The following is a 21,786-nucleotide window of genomic DNA, read 5'->3' on the forward strand; positions in this document are numbered from 1 at the left end:
GGGCCGATGGCCTCCGCACCTCGGCCGGTACCCGCGCGGGTGGCCGGCCCCGCCGACCTCGACGCCGTCGTCGAGACCATGACGACCGCGTTCTTCCACGACCCGCTGTGGGGCCCGGCCTTCCCCGACCCCGGTCGCCGAGCGCGGCAGGCGGCGGCGATGTGGCGGCTCTTCGTGGCCTCGGCCCTGCGCTATCCCTGGACGCTGGTGACGCGGAACGCGGAGGCCGCGGCCGTCTGGATCCCGCCGGGCGGCACCGAGCTGACGCCGGAGGAGGAAGCCGGCCTGGAGAACCTCCTGGCCGACAGGGCGAGCCCGGAAGTGGCCGAGGGGATCCTGGGCATCTACGGCCGGCTGGAGGCGGCCCGCCCGAGCGAGCCGCACTTCTATCTGACCCTCCTGGGGACCCACGACGCGCACCGCGGCAAGGGGCTGGGCATGGGCCTGCTGGCCGAGGGGCTCGCGCGCATCGATGCCCTGGGGGCGCCCGCCTACCTGGAGTCGTCCAACCCGGCGAACCTCGCGCGGTACGAGAGGGCCGGCTTCGCCGCCCATGGCCGGGTCACCGTCGCCACCGGCCATGTCGTGACCACCATGTGGCGCCCGGCGGCCTCTTGAACTACCGCGCCGCCCGCGCCCTGCCCCCGGCGATGAACGGGATCAGGGCGTCGGTCAGGTGCGCGGTGGCCCGCTCTGCCGGGGCCGCGGCGGCGAGATGGCCGTCGGGCCGGATGAGGAAGACGCCGGGGTCCTCCCCGTAGGCGTCCCCGATGTGGCCGTCCTTGTCGATCAGATCAGGGTCCGGTCCACCTACGCGGACGGTGCGCAGCAGGTCCGGGCCGACGGGCAGGGCAGCCTCGTCGAGATCGGTGTCGCCCAGGGCGAGCAGGGTGAAATGCGGGCCCCGGTAGGCGTCGAAGAGGCTGGTGGGCCGGCCGTCGGCGGTGTGGCAGGGGGCGTCGGGGGCACGGTCGCCGGCGGTGCGTGCGCCCTCGGCGACGGCCGTGCGCAGTTCCTTGCTCAGGGGGCTGTCGGGGTAGCCGATGTCGAGTTGGTGGAGGTCGCGGCCGCGGCGCAGCGAGCCGGAGCGGTGCAGGCGGGTGCTGGTCTCCAGGAGGCGGGCGGCGATCGGGCGGCGCTCGCTCTCGTAGGTGTCGAGGAGCGCGTCGGGCGCGCCGTGGCGTAGCACCTGGCCGAGCTTCCAGCCGAGGTTGTAGGCGTCCTGGACGCTGGTGTTCAGGCCCTGGCCGCCGGCCGGGGAGTGGATGTGCGCCGCGTCGCCGGCGAGGAAGATCCGGCCCTGGCGGTAGCGGTCGGCCATGCCCGCCCGGGGGCGGTAGACGGAGGTCCACAGGACCTCGCCGAGCTGCTCGGGGACGAGGTGCGTCCACCTGGCGATCAGGGCGCGGACGCCATCGGGCGAGGTGTCCGGCTCGTCGGGGGACGCCACGGCGAAGGCCTGGAAGTGGTCGGTGCCGGCCAGCGGGAGCAGGGCGACGAAGCCGCCGTTCGGCAGCATCCAGCGGTGCCAGTGGTCCCGGTCGAGGCCGTCGACCCGCACATCCGCCAGGACGCACGCCCCCGACGTCAGCTGCGGGCCGCTCATGCCGACGCCGAGCCCCTTGCGGACGGTGCTGCGCCCGCCGTCCGCGGCGACCAGATAGCCGGCCCGTACGGTCCGGGAGCCTCCGTCCGCCAGGCCGAGCCGGGCCGTCACTCCGTCCGCGTCCTGTTCGTACCCCGTCAGCTCGGTGCCGTGGAGGACGCGGCCGCCCAGCTCCGACAGTCGTTCGTGCAGCAGTTGGAGATTGCGCCACTGCGGAATCATCAGGGTGTTGGAGTACGGCGTGCCGGGCGTCGGGTCGACGCGTTCGACCATCTCGTGGGTGCGCGCGATCCGGCCGTCCTCCCACAGCGCCATCGGCGGGTAGGGGCCGCCGGCCGCCCGGACGGCGGGGAGCACGCCGAGGTCGTCGTATACCTCCTGGGTGCGCGGCTGGAGGCCGGTGCCGCGGGCCCCGGGGGACAGGCTGCGCTGCCGCTCGACGATCAGGGCGCGGACGCCGCGCCGCGCGAGATCGATGCCGAGGGCGAGGCCGGTGGGGCCGGCGCCCGCGATCAGAACGTCGACGGCCGTAACGGGCTCCGTGGCGGCTGCCTCACACGCTTCCTTAACGCTGTTAAGTTCCATGTTTCGAGCATCCGCTTAACGGTGTTAAGTTGTCAACATGGTTTCGCGCATCGACCGGAAACAAGTGGTGGCCACCGCGCTGCGCCTGCTGAACGAGGTGGGGCTCGACGGCCTCACCCTGCGCCGCATCGCGAAGGAGCTGAACGTCCAGGCTCCCGCCCTGTACTGGCACTTCAAGAACAAGCAGGAGCTGCTGGACGAGATGGCCACCGAGATGTTCCGGCGGATGATCTGGCCGCTGCTGTCGGGGGACGGCCCGGAGGCGGACGGATTCGCACGCACCTGGCAGGACACCCTGCTCACCTGCGCCCGGTCGCTGCGCCGGGAACTGCTCGCCTACCGCGACGGCGGCAAGGTCTTCAGCGGTACGCGGATGACGGACGGGAGCTATGCCGCGCCGATCGAGGGCCTGCTGGGCCGGCTCACCGAGGAGGGCTTCACCCTCGAAGAGGCGGTGCGGGCCTGGTGGACCGTCTACAACTTCACCATCGGGCTGGTGATCGAGGAGCAGTCGATCCATCCCGACCCGGACGATCCGACGGACCGCGACCCGGCCTATGACCTCGACAGCCGCGCGCGGCGGCTCGGCGCGAAGCACCCGCTCGCGGCAGCGGCGGGGCAGGAGATGTTCGGCGATGTGGAGGCCGGGTTCGAGGCGGGACTACGGATCATCGTCGCGGGAGTCGGGGCAACGGCGTCCGGCCGGCCGGGCCTTGCCTGATCCACCGCCCCGACGCCCCCGCGTCACGACGGCGCGGTTACGGTGCCCCGCCGTAGACCAGGATCATGTACGCGCCCAGGTAGGCGGACGCCAGGGCCGAGCCGCCGAGGGCCAGTACGGCGGTCCTGCGGCGGGCGCGGGCGATCGCGAGGGCCAGCGGGAGCAGCAGCGGGAAGCCGGGTAGCAGGAAGCGGGCACGCGGGAAGTAGACGCCGCCGCTGCCCAGCACGACCGCGAGCAGCACGCCGCTGAACACCAGCAGCGGCAGCGGCTGCCGGTCGGCGACGCACAGCAGATAGAGCACCACCGACGCGATCAGGACCAGCGAGACGACGACGAAGAACAGCTGCGGGCGCGGTTGGTAGCCGAGTATCGAGCGCAGGGTGCGGAGCGTCCCGATGCCGCCGTCCCACTCGTTGTGCCACATCCGCTGGACCGCGAAGTAGCCGTCGGCACGGTGGAGCCGCAGCCCCACCCAGCCGACGTAGCCGAGCCAGCCGAGCGGAGCGAGCAGCGCGGCGAGCATCAGCCTCGGGGCGGCGTGGCGCGGGGGCGGCCGTTCCTCGGCCCGGCCCGCAGGTGGGTGCCACAGACGCCACAGGGCGACCAGGGCGGCCACCGAGACCGCCGCCGCCACGGCGAGGCCGGTGGGGCGGGTGAGGCCGGCGAGCAGGGCCAGGGCGCCGGCCCCGATCCAGCGGCCGGTCAGCACGGCGTGCAGCGACCAGGCCACCAGGGCCGTGAACAGCGACTCCGTATAGCCCATCCACTGGACCACGGCCACCGGCGTCGCCCCCCACAGGACGGCGAGCACGGTGCCGACCCGGCGCCCGTGGAGCCGGTCGCCCACCGCGAAGACGCCCCAGGCGGCGATGAGCGAGCAGACGACGGCGACGATCAGCCCGATGCTGGCCCGGGAGCCCGGCGTGACCCCGGCGACGGCCTTGACGATCACCGGATACAGCGGGAAGAACGCGAGATTGTTGGCATTGAAAAACTGCTCGTCGAGGGTCTGCTCGTAGCCGTGTTCGGCGATGCCCAGATACCAGCGCGAATCCCAATGGGAGGCGAGGTAGGGCCATAGGCCGTGCTGCTTGAGGTGCGCCCACTTCATCAGCACCAGCGCACCCAGCAGGCGGACGGCGAGGTAACCGAGCAGCGCGGGCGCGGCCCTGCGCAGCGCCGCGGCCAGCGCTCCTGTCAGCCGTCCGGGCCCTGACGGTAGGGATGCCGGCGGGGCCGGGCCGGCGGGGATCGGCGGGGGCGCGGTCGTGGGCACTGCGCGACTCCTGGAGGACTGGCGGCGTGTACGTCCGGGTCCAGGCTTCCGTGCTCCGGGCGCGCCCGCCCTGAAGTGCTGCGACAGGTGGCGTAAAGGGAGTCACCCGTACGAGAGACGAGGCGGCCCGCGGCCCCTCCGGCAGGAGTCGGGCCGCGGGCCGGAGACGGTGAGCGGGCCCCGCGACGGACGGGACCCGCTCAGCGTTTCGTGCCGTCGTCAGATGCCGGCCGCCGCCGACAGGTCGGCCTTGATCGCCGCCAGCGCCGCGGCCGCCTGCGTCCGGGCCTCCGGCAGTGCCTGCGCCGAGGCCACCGGAACCACGACCTCCAGGTAGCACTTGAGCTTGGGCTCGGTGCCGCTGGGGCGCACCACGACCCGGCCGCTCTCCACTCCGGCCGCCGGCGAACCGGCCAGGTAGTAGCGCAGTCCGTCGGTCGGCGGCAGCGTCTCGGTGCCCTCGTTCAGGTCGTCGGACCGGCCGACCGTCAGGCCCGCGAGGACCGTCGGGGGCTGCTCGCGCAGCCGCCGCATGGCGTCGGCGATCAGCGACAGGTCCTCGGCGCGGACCGAGAGCTGGTCGGTGGCGTGCAGCCCGAACTCCAGCGCGAGGTCGTCCAGCAGATCGGTGAGCGTGCGGCCGGACCGCTTGAGTTCGGCGGCCAGCTCGGTGATCAGCAGGGCGGCGGTGATGCCGTCCTTGTCGCGGACGCCCTCCGGGTCGACGCAGTAGCCCAGCGCCTCCTCGAAGGCGTAGCGCAGCCCGTCCACGCGGGCCAGCCACTTGAAGCCGGTGAGCGTCTCCACGTACGGCAGCGAGGAGGCGGCCGCGATACGGGACATCAGCGACGACGACACGATCGTGGTGGCGAAGGTGCCCGATCCGCCCCGGCCGTCGCGGTGCTTGCGGACCAGGTGGGCCGCGAGGAGCGCGCCCACCTCGTCGCCGCGCAGCATCCGCCAGCCGTCCTGGGTACCGGGGGCCGGCACGGCGACGGCGCAGCGGTCCGCGTCCGGGTCGTTGGCGACGACGAGATCGACGCTGCCGGGGGCCAGGGACCGGGCGGTGGCGAAGGCGAGGTCCATCGCGCCGGGTTCTTCCGGGTTGGGGAAGGCGACCGTCGGGAAGTCCGGGTCCGGCTCGGCCTGCTGGGGGACGACCGTCGGCGCCGGGAAGCCGGCCCGCGCGAATGCCTGGACGAGGGTGTCGCGGCCGACGCCGTGCAGGGGGGTGTAGACGACGCGGGTGTCGCGGGGCGAGCCGGGCGTCAGCACGGCGTCCGTACGCGCCAGGTAGGCCGCCAGGACGTCGTCGCCGAGGGTCTCCCAGCCGTCCTCGGGCCGGGGCACGTCGTCCAGCGAGCCGATGGCGGCGATGTCCGCGGCGATCTCGCCGTCGGCCGGCGGCACGATCTGCGAGCCGTCCCCGAGGTAGACCTTGTAGCCGTTGTCGCGCGGCGGGTTGTGGCTGGCGGTGACCTCCACGCCGGCGACCGCACCCAGGTGGCGGATGGCGAAGGCCAGTACGGGGGTGGGCAGCGGGCGGGGCAGCACCGCCGCCCGCAGTCCCGCGCCGACCATCACGGCCGCGGTGTCCCGGGCGAAATCGGCGCTCTTGTGGCGCGCGTCGTAGCCGATGACGACCAGGCCCGCGCCGTCGCCCTTGCCCTTCAGATAGGCCGCGAGGCCGGCCGCCGCGCGGATGACCACCGCGCGGTTCATCCGCATCGGACCCGCGCCCAGTTCACCCCGGAGCCCGGCGGTGCCGAACTGGAGCGTGCCGGAGAACCGTGCGGCCAGCTCTTCGAGGTCCTTGGTGGCGATGAGCTTGGACAGCTCCTCCCGGGTCTCCGGGTCGGGGTCCTCGGCCAGCCATGCCCTGGCCCGGTTGGTCAGCTCCGCGGGATCGGTAGCCACGTGATGCTCCTGACGGTGGATGCGGGTGGGGGAGCGCTCGGCTGCTCGTCACGCTTACCCGGCGCGCGGGTACTTCGAGCCGCCGATCCGGCCAATGCCGTACGACGGCGTGCGTGCCGGCGGGGGTGGCGGTCGCACCGGGCGGTGCGTCCGGCGCCGGCGCTCGACGGGAGCCGCGGGCCCGGCGGGGACACCGGGTGCGCTGCGGCGGGCAGAGGCCCGGCGAGGGCCGGCTCGGCGGGTGTCAGGCACCTGCCGGGCCGGCCCCACGGGTGAGGTCTCAGAGCTTGCCGAGCACCTGGGCGAGCAGGCTGCCCATCCGCGTCGCGGAGTCGCGGCCGGCCTGCAGGACCTCTGCGTGGTTGAGCGGCTCGCCCGTCATGCCGGCGGCGAGATTCGTCACCAGCGAGAGGCCGAGCACCTCGGCACCGGCCTCGCGGGCCGCGATGGCCTCCAGGACCGTGGACATACCGACCAGGTCGGCGCCCAGGGTCCGGATCATCTTGATCTCGGCAGGGGTCTCGTAGTGCGGGCCGGGGAACTGGGCGTAGACACCCTCCTCCAGGCTCGGGTCGACCTCCTTGCACAGCGCGCGCAGCCGCGGCGAGTACAGGTCCGTCAGGTCGACGAAGTTCGCGCCGACGATCGGGGAGGTGGCGGTGAGGTTGAGGTGGTCGCTGATGAGGACCGGCTGACCGGGGCGCATGCCGTCACGCAGGCCACCGCACCCGTTGGTGAGGACGACGGTCTTGCAGCCGGCGGCGGCGGCCGTGCGGACGCCGTGCGCGACAGCGGCGACACCGCGGCCCTCGTAGTAGTGGGTCCGGCCCAGGAAGACCAGCGCGCGCTTCTCGCCGATCTTGTAGGAGCGGGCCTTGCTGCTGTGACCGGCGACGACCGGGGGCGGGAAGCCGGGCAGCTCGGTCACCGGGAATTCGTGCTCGGGCGCGCCGAGCGCGTCGGCGGCCGGAGCCCAACCGGAGCCCATCACCAGGGCGACGTCGTGGGTCTCGGCGCCGGTCAGCTCGCTCAGGCGGGCAGCGGCGGCGTCGGCGGCACCCTGCGGGTCTGCCTCGATGTCGGTAGTAGCAAATGCGTTCACGCCGACGAGGGTAGCCGCTAATCCCCTACGCGCGTAGATGTTGCTGCCCACTGTCCTGGGATCGTTGTGTTGTGTCTTTCGACGAAAAGACGCCCGGGCGCGTCGCGTCACCCGTACGGAGCACGGGTGCGGCCGGGGCGGGGCGCCGCCGGTGCGCTGAGGGCCGCCGCGACCGGCGGCCGTCAGCAGGGCCGCTTGCGCAGCTCCATCACATAGTCGTGCGGGGCGCCCGCCGACTCCGCCGCGTCCGCGATCTCGCCCAGGTAGCGGGCCGACGGCAGGCCGCCCTCGTAGCCGTTGAGGACATAGATCCAGGCGGCCTCGTCACCGTCGAGGGTGTGCACCCGCACCCGCATCCGGCGGTAGATGTCCAGGCCCACGCCCTCCCACCGGTCCATGGAGTCCTCGTCCATGGGCGCGATGTCGTAGAGCGCGACGAAGAGCTGGGAGCGGGGGGCCTCGACGATCGTCGCCAGCGCCCCCTCCCAGCCCATCTGCTCCCCGCCGAATGTCAGACGCCAGCCGTTGAGCCAGCCCGTGCCGCGCAGCGGCGAGTGCGGTGCGCGGCGGGACATCAGCCGCGCGTCGAGGTTGCCGGCGTACGCGGCGTAGAGCGACATGGTTCTGAGGGTACGGGAGGTTGCCGAGTCGGCTCTTGGCGCCGGAGCTTCACACAACGCCGCAGGAGGGAGCGCACACTGGCGGTCAAAAGTCACGCACCCCGCCCCCCAAGGAGAATGACACGAGGGCGTACGGGACAATGGAGTACGTGACTCGGATCGTGATCATCGGTGGCGGACCCGGCGGATACGAGGCGGCCCTGGTGGGCGCCTCTCTCGGCGCGGAGGTGACCGTCGTCGATTGCGACGGTCTGGGCGGGGCGTCGGTGCTCACCGACTGCGTCCCGTCGAAGACTCTTATCGCGACGGCCGAGGTGATGACGACCTTCGACTCCTCGTACGAGGAGCTGGGCATCATCGTCGAGGACGACACGCCGCACGTCGACCGCCCCGCGCGGGTCGTCGGCGTGGACCTCGGCAAGGTCAACCGCCGCGTCAAGCGCCTCGCGCTCGCCCAGTCCCACGACATCACCGCGTCGGTGACCCGGGCCGGTGGCCGGGTCATGCGCGGCCGCGGCCGCCTGGAGCCGGGCCAGTCGCCGGACGGTTCGCGCCGGGTGACGGTGACCGCGGCCGACGGGACCGAGGAGACGCTGACCGCCGACGCCGTGCTCATCGCCACGGGCGCGCATCCGCGGGAGATCCCGGACGCGCTGCCCGACGGCGAGCGCATCCTGAACTGGACGCAGGTCTACGACCTCGACGAGCTCCCCGAGGAGCTCATCGTGGTCGGTTCCGGTGTCACCGGCGCCGAGTTCGCCGGTGCCTATCAGGCCCTCGGCTCCCGCGTCACCCTCGTCTCCTCCCGTGACCGGGTGCTGCCGGGCGAGGACCCGGACGCCGCCGCCGTCCTGGAGGACGTCTTCCGCCGCCGCGGCATGAACGTCATGGCCCGCTCCCGCGCGTCGGCCGTCAAGCGGGTCGGCGACCGCGTCGAGGTGACGCTGGCCGACGGCCGGACGATCTCCGGCACGCACTGTCTGGTGGCCGTCGGCTCCATCCCGAACTCCGCCGGCATCGGCCTGGAGGAGGCGGGCGTCACCCTCAAGGAATCCGGCCACATCTGGACGGACAAGGTCTCCCGCACCAGCGCTCCCGGCGTCTACGCGGCCGGCGACTGCACCGGGGTCTTCGCGCTCGCGTCCGTCGCCGCCATGCAGGGCCGGATCGCGATGTACCACTTCCTGGGCGACGCGGTCACGCCGCTGAACCTCAAGACGGTCTCCGCGAACGTCTTCACCGACCCGGAGATCGCCACCGTCGGCTACTCCCAGGCGGACGTCGACAACGGCAGGATCGACGCCCGGGTCGTGAAGCTCCCGCTGCTGCGCAACCCGCGCGCCAAGATGCAGGGCATCCGCGACGGCTTCGTGAAGCTCTTCTGCCGCCCCGGCACGGGCATCGTCGTCGGCGGCGTGGTGGTCTCCCCGCGCGCCAGCGAGCTGATCCACCCGATCTCGATCGCGGTCGACAACAACCTCACCGTCGAGCAGATCGCCAGCGCCTTCACCGTCTATCCCTCGCTCTCCGGCTCCATCGCCGAGGTCGCCCGGCAGCTCCACACGCGCAAGTCGGGCAACGAGTAGCTCCGCGGGCGGGCGCTCCGCGCGTCACGTCCGGGCTCTCGCTCCGGACGTGACGGCGGGAAAATTTGTGCCCCTACTGAGCACTTGGGATGAAATGCACCGCTCTGGTGCCGGACCGTGCCGCACGGCCCCAACGCCCCGTCGACGCGGCTGACCAGGGGTCACAGTACGTTCGTCGCCCAGGAGTTCGACATATGCGCGCCGCATACCACGTCGCTCTCCGTGGTGTGCACAACTTCCGTTAATTGGTGCAACCTGCTGAAAACAGACGGTCGTTGGCGTTACTGTCAGTTTCGTGTTCGCTGCAGAACGTCGCCAATTGATCCTTGAAATGGTGCGGGCGAACGGAGCGGTCTCGCTCCGGGAGCTCGCCCGTGTCGTCCAGACCTCCGAAGTAACCGTACGGCGGGACGTGCGGGCGCTGGAGGCAGAAGGACTGCTCGACCGCCGACACGGCGGTGCGGTCCTACCGGGAGGCTTCACCCGGGAGTCGGGCTTTCCACAGAAGTCCCATCTCTCGACCGCGGAGAAGACGGCCATCGCCGATCTCGCCGCGAGCTTCGTCGAGGAGGGCGAGGCCATCGTCGTCGGCGCCGGGACCACCACGCAGGAGCTGGCCCGCCGGCTCGCCCGCGTGCCCGGCCTGACCGTGGTCACCAACTCCCTTCTCGTCGCGCAGGCGTTGGCCCATGCCAACCGTGTCGAGGTCGTGATGACCGGAGGCACCCTGCGCGGATCCAACTACGCGCTGGTCGGCAGCGGTGCCGAGCAGTCCCTCCAGGGGCTGCGGGTCTCCCGCGCCTTCCTGTCGGGCAGCGGCCTGACCGCGGAGCGCGGCCTGTCCACCTCCAACATGCTCTCCGCCAGCGTCGATCGGGCCTTGGTGCAGGCGGCGGGGGAGGTCGTGGTGCTCGCCGACCACACCAAGCTCGGCTCCGACACCATGTTCCAGACGGTGCCGACGGACGTGATCACTCGGCTGGTCACCGACGAGCCGCCGGGGCACGACGACCGGGCCGGGACCGAACTGCAGGCCCTGGCGGACCAGGGAGTGCAGATCGCCGTCGCGGGCGGTTGCGGCGCCGGACAGGCCGGCGGGCAGCCGGGCATGGAGGGTGCGGCGGCAGACCGGCGGGGCCCTCGGCGGGACGTCCCGCTGCCGGGGCAGCGGCGCAACCACCCGCCGGGTGGTGGCGGTGCGGCACCGCAGCTGCGCTCGGCCGCCTCCCTCGCGGAGGCACCGGGCGGCCGGGTCGCGGATCTGGCGCCCCGGCGGCGCTGAGCCGGCCGGCGACCGGATGCGGCGGAACGGCGCGCCGCCGTGGCGCGACCGCGCGGCCGCGTAACCGCGCGGATCGGTGCGGCTCGCGCCGGCTCAGCCCGCGGCCTGCCGGCTGCCTGCCTTCAGGCCGCTCAGGGTGAGGGTCAGCAGCCGGTCGGCCAGCTTCGCGTCGCCCGGGGATTCCTCGACGGCCAGGGCGATGCCGTTCGTCAGCTGCAGCAGATCGCCGATGCTCACGTCCGGGCGCACCGAACCGGCCTCCTGGGCGCGGGTGAGCAGGGCGCCCCCGGCCTCGCGCATCGGCACGCTGCACCGCGCCATCCCCGAGCTGTCGCTGTCGTCGGCCGAGGCCGCCATCAGCGCGCGGGACAGGCCCCGGTAGGTGCTGGCGTGCGTGATGATCGCGCGCAGCCACTCGACCAGCGCGACGCACGGCTGCGGCGCGTCCGCCAGCTCCTTGGCGTGCGCCAGCAGCGCGTCCACCTCCCCCTGGAAGACCGCGCCCATCAGGGCCGTGCGGTTGGGGAAGTGGCGGTAGAGGGTGCCGATGCCGACGCCGGCCCGGCGGGCGATGTCCTCCAGGGAGGTGTCCGTGCCGTGCTCGGTGAAGGCCGTACGGGCCTCGGTCAGCAGCCGCTCGTAGTTGCGGCGCGCATCGGCCCGCATCGGGCGTACGGCATGCCGGCCCGCCGACGCGTCTGCCGCCGGACCCCGTCCTGCGTGCCGCTGCCCTGCCGTCTCGGTCGCCATCGCCGTCCTCCCTCGACCGGGCCGGTCCCGGCCCGGTGGCTCCAGGATGCCATTGCGCAAGCGGAGCCCTCCTCCGCACGCGTGTGTTCCGCCTCCCGGCCTTCCCGCCGCGCACCCCGGCCCGGCTCCGCGGAGCTGTGGCCCCGGCCGGCACGTCTCCGCCCGTAGGTGGTGCCCCACCCGGCCGCCGGTGGACGGCCGGCGGACGGCGGATGACCTGCCGGCATACCGCGGCGGACGCCTGGCCGAACTCCGCGAAACCCCGGCAACGCCTGTGCCCCGCCCGCCATCAAACCTGGCGATCAGGTCTCCCGGTAACACCAGGGAGGCGCCGGGCACGGCGTGCGGACCCCGCCGGGGAACACGTCGCGGGAATCCGAGGACATGTCATGGGACTGACCAGCCGCTCGCTGCTGTACGTCATGGCCGCGGCCGCCGTGGTCGGTGTGCTGCTCACCCTGTGGCTGTGGCCGCGGTTCGCCGGGCGCGGGCCGCGGGCGCTGCTGGGGCGGCTCGGCATGCTCGCCGGGACCCAGCTGACCGTCCTCGCCACCCTCGGCCTGGCGGTGAACGCCAACTTCCAGTTCTACACCTCCTGGCACGAACTCCTCGGCCGCTACGACGACGCCCCGGCCGCCGTCGGCAAGTGGGCGGACGCGGGGGCCGCGGCACCCGCGGGCGACCCGACGAAGGGTCTCGTACAGCCCTCGGGGCCCGAGGGCCTGGACACGGTCCACGGGCTGCCGAAGGGGCCACCTGAGCTGGCAGGCAAGGTGGAGACCGTCCGGATCGTCGGCAGACGGAGCCGGGTCGTGAACCCCGCTTACGTCTACCTGCCGCCGCAGTACTTCCAGCCGCAGTACGCCCGGCAGCGGTTCCCCGTCATCGTCGCCCTCAGCGGCTACCCGGGCGGGACGTTCCTGCTGGCACAGCACCTGCGGGTGCCGCAGACGGCCGCCGCGCTGATCCGGGCCGGCCGGATGCAGCCCACCGTCATCGTCATGCTGCGGCCCACCATCGCGCCGCCGCGCGACACCCAGTGCGTCGATGTCCCGGACGGCCCGCAGGCCGAGACGTTCTTCACGCGCGAGGTGCCGGACGCGCTGCGCTCGCACTACCGCGTCGGGCACGACCCGGGCGGCTGGGGCGTCCTGGGCTACTCCTCGGGCGGCAGCTGCGCCCTGCAACTGGTGATGCGGCACCCGCGGACGTACACCTCGGCGGCCGCCCTCTCGCCCGACTTCCGGGTCGCCAACGACCCCACCACAGGCAACCTCTTCGGGGACGGCAAGGACCGCGTCCGCCGGCGCCAGGAGCACGACCTGCTCTGGCGGCTGGCGCATCTGCCCGTGCCGCAGGTGAACGTGCTGGTGGGCACCAGCCGCACGGGGGAGCGGAATCATCCTGCGGCGCGGGAGTTCCTGGACGCGGTCCGGCCGCCGATGCGGGCGGACGCCCTCGTGCTCGACCACGGCAGCCACAACTTCGCCACCTGGCGGCGCGAACTGCCCGCCGCGCTCCGCTGGATGAGCTCCTCCCTGACCTTCCCCGAGGACGTGGTCGGCGCCTCGTAGGCAGGCGCTCAGGGCGGGGGGGCAGAAAAAAGCGCCCGGCGGTCGAGCCGCCGGGCGCTTTTCGTGCGTGCTACCGCGTCAGTCCTTGATCTCGCAGATCACGGCGCCGGACGTGAGCGCGGCGCCGACCTCGGCGGTCAGCCCCTTGATCGTGCCGGAGCGGTGGGCGTTCAGCGGCTGCTCCATCTTCATCGCCTCCAGGACCACGACCAGTTCGCCCTCGGCGACCTGCTGGCCCTCCTCGACGGCGATCTTGACGATGGTGCCCTGCATCGGCGAGGCCAGCGCGTCACCGGAGGCGGCGCTGCCGGACTTCTTGGTGGCCTTGCGCTTGGGCTTGGCGCCACCGGCGACCGCGGCACGGGCCAGCGGCATGCCGAGCGACGACGGCAGCGAGACCTCCAGGCGCTTGCCGCCGACCTCGACGACGACCGTCTCGCGGGAGTCGGACTCGCCCTCGTCCGCGCCGGGCGCGGCGAAGGCCGGGATGTCGTTCTTGAACTCGGTCTCGATCCAGCGGGTGTGGACCGTGAACGGGTCGGCGGAGCCGGTCAGTTCCGGGGCGAACGCCGGGTCCTTGACCACCGTGCGGTGGAACGGGATGGCGGTGGCCATGCCCTCGACGGTGAACTCGTCCAGCGCACGGGCAGCGCGCTGCAGCGCCTGCTCGCGGGTGGCGCCCGTGACGATCAGCTTGGCCAGCAGCGAGTCCCAGGCGGGGCCGATGACGCTGCCGGACTCCACGCCCGCGTCCAGACGGACACCGGGGCCCGCAGGGCCGTCGAAGCGGGTGACCGTGCCGGGGGCGGGCAGGAAGTTGCGGCCCGGGTCCTCGCCGTTGATGCGGAACTCGAAGGAGTGGCCGCGCACGGCCGGGTCGTCGTAGCCGAGTTCCTCGCCGTCGGCGACGCGGAACATCTCGCGGACCAGGTCGACGCCGGTGACCTCTTCGGTGACGGGGTGTTCGACCTGGAGGCGGGTGTTGACCTCGAGGAAGGAGATGGTGCCGTCCTGGCCGACGAGGAATTCGACGGTGCCGGCGCCGACGTAGCCGGCTTCCTTGAGGATCGCCTTGGAGGCGCGGTACAGCTCGGCGTTCTGCTCGTCCGACAGGAACGGCGCGGGGGCCTCCTCCACCAGCTTCTGGTGGCGGCGCTGCAGCGAGCAGTCACGCGTGGAGACGACGACGACGTTGCCGTGCTGGTCGGCCAGGCACTGGGTCTCGACGTGCCGGGGGCGGTCGAGGTAGCGCTCGACGAAGCACTCGCCGCGGCCGAACGCGGCGACCGCCTCGCGGACCGCGGAGTCGTACAGCTCCGGCACCTCTTCGAGGGTGCGGGCGACCTTCAGACCACGACCGCCACCACCGAACGCCGCCTTGATCGCGATCGGCAGGCCGTGCTCCTCGGCGAAGGCGACGACCTCGTCCGAACCGGAGACCGGGTCGGGGGTGCCGGCTACCAGCGGAGCGCCGGCACGCTGGGCGATGTGCCGTGCGGCGACCTTGTCACCGAGGTCACGGATGGCCTGCGGCGGCGGGCCGATCCAGGTCAGGCCCGCGTCGAGGACGGCCTGCGCGAACTCGGCGTTCTCGGAGAGAAAGCCGTAGCCCGGGTGGATGGCGTCCGCGCCCGAATCGGCTGCGGCCGCGAGAACTTTGGCGATGTCCAGGTAGCTGGTGGCAGGTGTGTCACCGCCCAGGGCGTATGCCTCGTCTGCCGCGCGGACGTGCAGGGCGTCCCGGTCAGGGTCGGCGTAGACGGCTACGCTCCCGATCCCGGCGTCCCGGCATGCACGGGCAACGCGAACAGCGATTTCGCCACGGTTCGCGATGAGCACCTTGCGCACGATGGATCCTTCCTTGGCGCTTCGCCGCAACAAATTTAACGACGCGAGTTTAGGGACTGACGACACCGCGTGCCGACCCGTTCCCAGGGGTGACCTTGCCCACACGGAGCGTGCAGAGGGCGCCAGTGAGGGACTGAAGCCCCCTGAAACCCCAGGGTAGGCCCGGATTCCCGGCCTCGGGGACCTTCCTGGGTGTGGCCTAGGTCTCTGGCCCCGGTTGTTCAGCGAATCGTCAATTCTTTGTGGAATCCCTACGAATGGGCGAAGGAAACTTTGCGTGCGTCTCCGCCCGACGCCGTCATGGCGAGCAGGCGTGGCCCGCACCGCGTCGACCCCTCGTCCGACGATTACCCGTCCCCGGGCCCTTCACGAGCAGGGGGGCGCGCCGTTAGCGTGCGCGATGTCTTCTGTACTTCTCGGTAACAGGCGCCCCGTGGGGCGCGGAGCGTTCGGCAAACGGCGGAAGTGGGTGGGCGGGGTGACGGCACGCAGACCGGTGGCTCTGGCAGCAGCGGTGGTTCTGGTCCTGGAGGCGGTCGGGATCGTGCTGCTCAACTGGATCCTCAGCATCGTCGTGGACAGACAGCAGATGTCGATGGCGGGCCTGCATCCCCGCGCGATGTCCACGGGTGCATGGGTGGCCGGCGGCCTCTTCGGGCTCTATCTGCTGTTCTGCGCCGTCGTCCTGGTGCGCACCGCGGTGCGTGACCGCGCCCCCGGCGGCTTCACCCGCATCGCGCTGATCAGCTGCGCGGTGGTGCACGGCGTGGTCGGCGCCTTCGCCGTCGGCATGGTCGGCTGGGTCGCGTTCCTCGGGGCGATGGTCGTGCTGGCGCTGCTCGTTCTGACCCTCCTGGGCTACGACGCCCCGGACAACGACGGCACCCGGCCGGCGACCGGCGACGGCACCCCGAACGGCGCGCCTGGCGCCCCGAGCTCGGCCTGAACTCCGCCCGGCGGCGCGCCGGGGCGGGCGGCGCTCCCGCGGCGGGAGAGGCGGCCGTTTTGCTCACCTGCCGCCCGCCGCACCTTCGTTGTGGCGCTGTGCGACGGGCTTGCCGGCGTCGAAGAAGTGCGTGACGGCCCGCGCGTCACGCGGCCACCGCGGTCGCTCAGGTCCACAGATCGGTGATCGCCACGTCCAGGTCGGCGAGCAGGCGGCGCAGGAGCGGCAGGGACAGGCCGATGACGTTGCCGGGGTCTCCGTCGATGCCGTCGATGAAGGGCGCCGAGCGGCCGTCGAGGGTGAAGGCGCCCGCGACGAAGAGCGGTTCGCCGCTCTCGACGTACGCGGCGATCTCGGCGTCCGTGGGCTCGCCGAAGCGGACCGTTGTGGAGGCGGTGGCCGAGACCTGGCGGCCGGCCGCGGTGTCGATGACGCAGTGGCCGGTCTGCAGCACGCCGGAGCGGCCGCGCATGGACTTCCAGCGCGCCGTGGCGTCCTCGGCGTCGGCCGGCTTGCCGAGTGCCCGGCCGTCCAGCTCCAGCACCGAGTCACAGCCGACGACGAGCGCTCCGCCGGACTCCGGGCGGGCCGCGACGGCGGCCGCCTTCGCCTCGGCCAGCACACGGGCCAGTTCGCCGGGCGTCCCGGCGGTGATCGCGTCCTCGTCGACGCCGCTGACGACGACCTCCGGCGCCAGTCCTGCCTGACGCAACAGCGCCAGGCGCGCGGGGGACTGGGAGGCGAGTACGAGACGGCGGGGGCGGGGCTCTTCGGTCATGCCCGCCATCGTACGGAGGCCGTGCGCGGCGCACAGCGTGTGGCGTCCGCCGGACGCTATCGGCCGAGCACGGCCTCCATGACCGACTTGGCGATCGGGCCGCCCAGCTTGCCGCCGGCGATCTCCGAGCGGGGGATGTCCATGTCCTCGGGGTCGACGAAGACGGCGACCGCGACGGGGGAACTGCCGTCGCTCTGCTTGGCGTAGGAGACGAACCAGGCGTAGGGGCGTTCGTCCCCGACGTCCGCACCGTGCTGCGCGGTGCCGGTCTTGCCGCCGACGGTGACTCCGTCGATCTTGGCCTTGGAGGCGGTGCCGTCCGAAACGGTGTACTCCATCATCTCCTGCACCTTCTTCGCGGTGCTCTCGGAGACTGCCTGCGGGTCCTTCGGATTCAGCGGCGTGGGCTCGAACTTCTCCAGGGTGGACAGGTCAGGACCGCGCAGTTCCTCGACCATGTATGGCTTCATCAGCTTGCCGTCGTTGGCGAGGCCGGCCGTGACCATTGCCATCTGCAGAGGCGTGCTGGTCAGGCTGCCCTGGCCCATGCCGGTGAGCGCGGTCTGCGGCTGGTCGAGCTTGGCGGGGTAGCCGCTCGCGGCCGACCGGACCGGGGTGAACTGCTCCTTGTTGAAGCCGAACTTCTCCGCCGTCCGACGCATCTTGGCCGTGCCCAGCTTGTGGGCGGCGTCCAGGAAGACGTTGTTGCACGACCACTGCATACCGGTCTTCATGGACGCCTTGTCGCAGGGGGCGGAGCTGATGTCGTTGCCGACCTGGGTGCGGGTCTGCGGAAGGGTGTACGGGGCGGGGGCTCCGGAGGAGGCGTTGATGTCGCTGACCGCGCCGTGCTCCAGGGCCGCGGCCGCCGTGAGGATCTTGAACGTCGAGCCGGGTGGATAGACCTCACGCAGCGCCCGGTTGCTCATCGGCTTGCTTTTGTCCGCGTCGAGCTTCAGGAACCGCTTGCCCTCCGCCTCGGAGATGCCCGCGAAGTCGGACGGGTCGTAGGACGGTGTGCCGGCCATCGCGAGGATCTTGCCGCTGCGGGGGTCGAGGGCGACCACCGCGCCCTTGGCGTGCAGGTCGGTCAGCCCCTTGTAGGCGGCCTTCTGGGCCTTCTCGTCGATGGTCGTGATCACATCGCCGCCGCGCGGTTTCTCGCCGGTGAGGATGTCCTGGGCGCGGTGGAAGAAGAGCCGGTCGTCCTTGCCGTTGAGGACCTTCTCGTAGACCCCCTCCAGGAGGCTCGGGCCCTGTGCCTGGGAGGCGTATCCGGTGATCGGGGCGTACATCGGACCGTTCTTGAACGTCCGCTTGTACCGGAAGTCGCCCGGGGTCGCCACGGACCCCGTGATCGGCTTGCCGCCGACGATGATGTTGCCGCGGGGGTAGGAGTACGCCTCCATCTTGACCCGGCGGTTGTTCGCGTCGTTGGCGAGTGCGTCGCCCTGGACGAACTGCACCCATGTCGCCCGCACCAGCAGAGCGAGCACCAGCAGCCCGCAGAAGACGGCTATGTGCCTCAGCGGCCTGTTCATCGCTCTCCCACTCCCGGCACGGGCACCGTGGGCGGTCTGCCCGCGCCGACGCCTGCCCGAATTGCTCTCTTCGGGAGTGAAAGATGAGTTTCCTGTGGGGATGGTTGCGCGTGTGCGCTGTGAGGGTCACCTCGCCGTGAGGGGGAACCACCGGCGGCCTCCGGCGCGTGCCGGGAGGCACCCCGCCACGGGGTTGCGGGGTCATCTCCCCGCGAGCAGGACCATCAGCACCACCGCGGCCACGGCCAGCACGATGCCCATCCGTCGGAGCTTCGCCTGCGCCTCGCGCAGCTCCTCGGGTGGCTCATCGGGCGGATCTGACCACAGCATGACGTCGATCCTGCGCCCGTTACGGCAGTGACGCCTGAGTACGCGTACTCAGGCGTCACGACGCAAAAGAACTAGTCAGTGCACTGTGCACCGATCTGTCCCGGGCGCGGTGACCACCGGCCGCGACGCCCGGCAGTCACCGCGTCGGGCTCAGCGCGGCCAATAACTCGTGCGCCACGCGTGCGGACCCGGGTGCGGCAGCCGGCGGGCCGGAATCGCCGACGCCGGATCGGACCACTCGTTGCCCGCGGCGGTGCCCGGCGCGACGGCAGCGGCGGCCGCCGCGCGGGCCTGGACCACCGCGAGTGCGGCGGCCAGCTCCTCAGGGGTCGGGTTGCCCCGTACGACCTTGAACATCGGAATCGGCCTCCTCGGCTGGATGCTGCCGGATCAGAGCGGGATGTTGCCGTGCTTCTTCGGCGGCAGCGACTCACGCTTGTTGCGCAGGGTGCGCAGCCCCCGGACGACGTGCCGGCGGGTCTCGGACGGCATGATCACCGAGTCCACGTAGCCGCGCTCGGCCGCGACGTACGGGTTCAGCAGCGCGTCCTCGTACTCCTGGATCAGCTCCTGGCGCCTGCTGTCCTGCTCCGCCGGGTCCTCGATCTCGGCGAGCGTGCGGCGGTAGAGGATGTTGACCGCGCCCTGCGCGCCCATCACCGCGATCTGCGCGGTCGGCCAGGCGAGGTTGAGGTCCGCGCCCAGGTGCTTGGAGCCCATGACGTCGTACGCGCCACCGAAGGCCTTGCGGGTGATGATCGTGATCAGCGGGACGGTCGCCTCGGCGTACGCGTAGATCAGCTTCGCGCCGCGCCGGATGATGCCGTCCCACTCCTGGTCGGTGCCGGGCAGGAAGCCGGGCACGTCCACGAAGGTCAGGACGGGGATGTTGTACGCGTCGCAGGTCCGCACGAATCGCGCGGCCTTCTCGCTCGCCTTGATGTCCAGGATGCCGGCGAACTGCATCGGCTGATTGGCGACGATGCCCACCGAGTGGCCCTCGACGCGGCCGTAGCCGGTGATCATGTTCGGCGCGTACAGCGACTGGGTCTCCAGGAACTCGCCGTCGTCCAGCACATGCTCGATGGCGCTCAGCATGTCGTACGGCTGGTTCGCGGAGTCCGGGATCAGAACGTCCAGCTCGCGGTCGTAGTCCGAGGTCTCCAGGTCCGCCTCCTCGGGGAAGGACGGCGGCTCGGAGAGATTGTTCGAGGGCAGGTAGGACAGCAGCGCCTTGATGTAGTCGACGGCGTCCTTCTCGTCACCCGCCATGTGGTGCGCCACGCCCGAGGTGCTGTTGTGCGTCCGGGCGCCGCCCAGCTCCTCGAAGCCCACGTCCTCGCCGGTGACCGTCTTGATGACGTCCGGGCCGGTGATGAACATGTGCGAGGTCTGGTCGACCATGATCGTGAAGTCCGTGATCGCCGGGGAGTAGACCGCGCCACCCGCGCACGGGCCGACGATCAGCGAGATCTGCGGAATCACGCCCGAGGCGTGGGTGTTGCGGCGGAAGATCTCGCCGTACATGCCCAGCGAGACGACGCCCTCCTGGATGCGCGCGCCACCGGAGTCGTTGATGCCGACGACCGGGCAGCCGTTCTTCAGGGCGAAGTCCATCACCTTGACGATCTTCTCGCCGAAGACGCCGCCGAGCGCGCCGCCGAAGACCGTGAAGTCCTGGGAGAACACCGCCACGGGGCGACCGTCGACGGTGCCGTAGCCGGTGACCACGCCGTCGCCGTACGGGCGGTTCTGCTCAAGACCGAAGTTCGTCGAGCGATGCCGGGCGAACTCGTCCAGCTCGACGAACGAGCCCTCGTCCAGAAGCAGATCGATGCGCTCACGCGCCGTCAGCTTCCCCTTTGCATGCTGCTTTTCCACCGCACGGGCGGAACCGGCATGGGTGGCTTCATCGATCCGCCGCTGCAGATCCGCCAATTTGCCCGCGGTGGTGTGGATGTTTGCTTCCGGCTCGGACATCGGGATGCGGCTCCTGCTCGTCCTGGACTGGTGCTCGTACGGAGAGTGATACGGGGTTGGCTACCGCCTCGTAGCGTATCGGCGGGACTGCTCTGAGGCACTGCGTCGTTGACCACACCTAGGCTGGTCCCATGACGCCTCAACCACCGGAAAACCGGGACAAAGATGGCCGCCCCTCGGCCGGGGAGCGCGGTTCCGGAGATGCCGACGCCGGGCGCTGGACCGACCTGGAGCGTCCGCCGCTGAACGCCACGGCGCTGCGCCGGGCCCTCCTGCGTCCCGAGACGCTGTGGACCGGCCTCGACATCGTCACCACCACCGGCTCGACCAACACCGACCTCGCGCTACGAGCCGCCGAGGGCGTGGCCGAGGGGGCGGTACTCGTCGCCGAGGAACAGACGGCGGGCCGCGGGCGGCTGGATCGCCGCTGGTCGGCACCGCCCCGCTCCGGGCTCTTCTTCTCGGTCTACCTCACCCCGCGTGTGCCGCAGGAGCGCTGGGGCTGGCTGCCGCTGCTCACCGGCGTCGCCACCGCCGCCGCGCTCTCCCGCGAGGCCGGGGTCGACACGGCACTCAAATGGCCCAACGACCTGCTCGTGACCGTCGACGGCGCCGAGCGCAAGGCCGGTGGCATCCTCGCCGAACGGGCGGCTGAGGGCGTGGTCGTCGGCATCGGCCTCAACGTCTCGCTGCACGAGCGGGAGCTGCCGGTGCCCACCGCGGGTTCCCTGGCGCTCGCCGGGGCGCACAACACCGATCGGGACACGCTGCTGCGGGCCGTCCTGCGGTCGTTCGCCCACTGGTACGGCGAGTGGCAGGCGGCGGACGGCGACCCCGTGGCCAGCCGCCTGCAGGAGGCGTACGCGGCGGGCTGCGCCACGCTGGGCCGCACCGTACGCGCCGAACTCCCCGGCGACACCGCGATCGTCGGCGAGGCCGTGGCCATCGACGGCGACGGCCGGCTGGTCCTGGCCACCGGCGACGGCGTCCAGCAGCCGGTCGGAGCGGGCGACATCGTGCATCTGCGTCCGGCGGGGGACGGCGGGGACGCCTCGTCGAGCTGAGGGCGTCGGATTCCCTCTGCTGAGTCGTATGGGCCGTGCGGGGGCGGTTGTCCGCCTCGGGGGGCCGGAGGGGCCGCACCGGGGCCTCTCTCCCCCGGCCTTCGGCCGGGAGGTACCCCCACGGGCCGGGCGCGGAGCTACGTGGATTGAGCACCCCGCGTCTCGCTCCGGTCCCTGCGGGGAGTCCCCGGTACGTCCCCTCCGACCTTCGTGGCCGTCTGCCACCCGGTGGCACCGCGCCGGACGGAAGACTGCCTCAGAGCCCCGCCGCGCAGGG

At 72.1% G+C, this 21,786-nt stretch carries 19 protein-coding genes; 7 read left to right on the top strand and 12 right to left on the bottom strand.

What is annotated here, in order from left to right:
- The first annotated feature begins 6 nt into the window (after window positions 1-6).
- Window positions 7-618: a GNAT family N-acetyltransferase gene (locus ACH4FH_RS11015; RefSeq protein ID WP_398555470.1), complete on the top strand. Its 612-nt coding sequence runs from the start codon at window positions 7-9 to the stop codon at window positions 616-618.
- Between the two features lies 1 nt (window position 619).
- Here the strand turns inward: ACH4FH_RS11015 and ACH4FH_RS11020 are convergent, their stop codons facing one another.
- Window positions 620-2,191, bottom strand: coding sequence for an FAD-dependent monooxygenase (locus ACH4FH_RS11020; RefSeq protein WP_398555471.1), 1,572 nt, complete (start codon window positions 2,189-2,191; stop codon window positions 620-622).
- 37 nt (window positions 2,192-2,228) lie between these two features.
- Here ACH4FH_RS11020 and ACH4FH_RS11025 point away from each other — a divergent pair, with 37 nt between their 5' ends.
- Window positions 2,229-2,912, top strand: a complete 684-nt coding sequence (locus ACH4FH_RS11025) for a TetR/AcrR family transcriptional regulator C-terminal domain-containing protein (RefSeq protein WP_398555472.1) — start codon at window positions 2,229-2,231, stop codon at window positions 2,910-2,912.
- Between the two features lie 37 nt (window positions 2,913-2,949).
- Here the strand turns inward: ACH4FH_RS11025 and ACH4FH_RS11030 are convergent, their stop codons facing one another.
- The 4 genes from ACH4FH_RS11030 to ACH4FH_RS11045 all read right to left on the bottom strand — a co-directional run bounded on the left by ACH4FH_RS11030 (window position 2,950) and on the right by ACH4FH_RS11045 (window position 7,830).
- Window positions 2,950-4,191, bottom strand: a complete 1,242-nt coding sequence (locus tag ACH4FH_RS11030) for a hypothetical protein (protein ID WP_398555473.1) — start codon at window positions 4,189-4,191, stop codon at window positions 2,950-2,952.
- Window positions 4,192-4,410: 219 nt separating this feature from the next.
- A complete protein-coding gene (locus ACH4FH_RS11035) occupies window positions 4,411-6,108 on the bottom strand; it encodes a phospho-sugar mutase (RefSeq protein WP_398555474.1) in 1,698 nt (565 codons plus the stop codon).
- A gap of 280 nt (window positions 6,109-6,388) precedes the next feature.
- Complete coding sequence (locus ACH4FH_RS11040; RefSeq protein ID WP_398555475.1) at window positions 6,389-7,210, bottom strand: purine-nucleoside phosphorylase; 822 nt, start codon at window positions 7,208-7,210, stop codon at window positions 6,389-6,391.
- Between the two features lie 182 nt (window positions 7,211-7,392).
- Window positions 7,393-7,830, bottom strand: coding sequence for a gamma-glutamylcyclotransferase (locus tag ACH4FH_RS11045; RefSeq protein WP_227048110.1), 438 nt, complete (start codon window positions 7,828-7,830; stop codon window positions 7,393-7,395).
- Window positions 7,831-7,970: 140 nt separating this feature from the next.
- On the opposite strand from ACH4FH_RS11045, the gene ACH4FH_RS11050 reads away from it, so the two are divergent.
- Complete coding sequence (locus ACH4FH_RS11050; RefSeq protein WP_398555476.1) at window positions 7,971-9,416, top strand: NAD(P)H-quinone dehydrogenase; 1,446 nt, start codon at window positions 7,971-7,973, stop codon at window positions 9,414-9,416.
- Between the two features lie 295 nt (window positions 9,417-9,711).
- A complete protein-coding gene (locus tag ACH4FH_RS11055) occupies window positions 9,712-10,698 on the top strand; it encodes a DeoR/GlpR family DNA-binding transcription regulator (RefSeq protein ID WP_398555477.1) in 987 nt (328 codons plus the stop codon).
- Between the two features lie 93 nt (window positions 10,699-10,791).
- Here the strand turns inward: ACH4FH_RS11055 and ACH4FH_RS11060 are convergent, their stop codons facing one another.
- Complete coding sequence (locus tag ACH4FH_RS11060; RefSeq protein WP_398555478.1) at window positions 10,792-11,448, bottom strand: TetR/AcrR family transcriptional regulator; 657 nt, start codon at window positions 11,446-11,448, stop codon at window positions 10,792-10,794.
- A 389-nt stretch (window positions 11,449-11,837) separates the two neighbouring features.
- Here ACH4FH_RS11060 and ACH4FH_RS11065 point away from each other — a divergent pair, with 389 nt between their 5' ends.
- Window positions 11,838-13,022, top strand: coding sequence for an alpha/beta hydrolase (locus ACH4FH_RS11065; protein WP_398555479.1), 1,185 nt, complete (start codon window positions 11,838-11,840; stop codon window positions 13,020-13,022).
- A 78-nt stretch (window positions 13,023-13,100) separates the two neighbouring features.
- On the opposite strand, the gene ACH4FH_RS11070 is transcribed toward ACH4FH_RS11065, so the two are convergent.
- A complete protein-coding gene (locus ACH4FH_RS11070; RefSeq protein WP_398555480.1) occupies window positions 13,101-14,870 on the bottom strand; it encodes an acetyl/propionyl/methylcrotonyl-CoA carboxylase subunit alpha in 1,770 nt (589 codons plus the stop codon).
- Between the two features lie 469 nt (window positions 14,871-15,339).
- On the opposite strand from ACH4FH_RS11070, the gene ACH4FH_RS11075 reads away from it, so the two are divergent.
- Window positions 15,340-15,816 (top strand): hypothetical protein, encoded by a 477-nt coding sequence (locus tag ACH4FH_RS11075; protein ID WP_398555646.1) that lies wholly within the window; start codon window positions 15,340-15,342, stop codon window positions 15,814-15,816.
- A gap of 166 nt (window positions 15,817-15,982) precedes the next feature.
- On the opposite strand, the gene ACH4FH_RS11080 is transcribed toward ACH4FH_RS11075, so the two are convergent.
- The 5 genes from ACH4FH_RS11080 to ACH4FH_RS11100 all read right to left on the bottom strand — a co-directional run bounded on the left by ACH4FH_RS11080 (window position 15,983) and on the right by ACH4FH_RS11100 (window position 20,445).
- Window positions 15,983-16,594, bottom strand: coding sequence for a nucleoside triphosphate pyrophosphatase (locus tag ACH4FH_RS11080; protein ID WP_398555481.1), 612 nt, complete (start codon window positions 16,592-16,594; stop codon window positions 15,983-15,985).
- Between the two features lie 56 nt (window positions 16,595-16,650).
- Complete coding sequence (locus ACH4FH_RS11085) at window positions 16,651-18,135, bottom strand: peptidoglycan D,D-transpeptidase FtsI family protein (RefSeq protein WP_398555482.1); 1,485 nt, start codon at window positions 18,133-18,135, stop codon at window positions 16,651-16,653.
- Between the two features lie 201 nt (window positions 18,136-18,336).
- Window positions 18,337-18,465 carry a morphogenic membrane protein MmpB gene (gene mmpB / locus ACH4FH_RS11090; protein WP_398555483.1) on the bottom strand — a complete coding sequence of 43 codons (129 nt, stop codon included), beginning with the start codon at window positions 18,463-18,465 and terminating at the stop codon, window positions 18,337-18,339.
- 150 nt (window positions 18,466-18,615) lie between these two features.
- Window positions 18,616-18,822, bottom strand: a complete 207-nt coding sequence (locus ACH4FH_RS11095) for an acyl-CoA carboxylase subunit epsilon (protein ID WP_398555484.1) — start codon at window positions 18,820-18,822, stop codon at window positions 18,616-18,618.
- 33 nt (window positions 18,823-18,855) lie between these two features.
- Entirely contained in the window at window positions 18,856-20,445 is a 1,590-nt protein-coding gene (locus tag ACH4FH_RS11100; protein ID WP_398555485.1) for an acyl-CoA carboxylase subunit beta, read from the bottom strand.
- 131 nt (window positions 20,446-20,576) lie between these two features.
- On the opposite strand from ACH4FH_RS11100, the gene ACH4FH_RS11105 reads away from it, so the two are divergent.
- A complete protein-coding gene (locus tag ACH4FH_RS11105; protein WP_398555486.1) occupies window positions 20,577-21,509 on the top strand; it encodes a biotin--[acetyl-CoA-carboxylase] ligase in 933 nt (310 codons plus the stop codon).
- Window positions 21,510-21,786 lie beyond the last annotated feature (277 nt).

It is taken from the genome of Streptomyces sp. NPDC017993 (genome assembly GCF_044328065.1).
Lineage (GTDB): Bacteria > Actinomycetota > Actinomycetes > Streptomycetales > Streptomycetaceae > Streptomyces.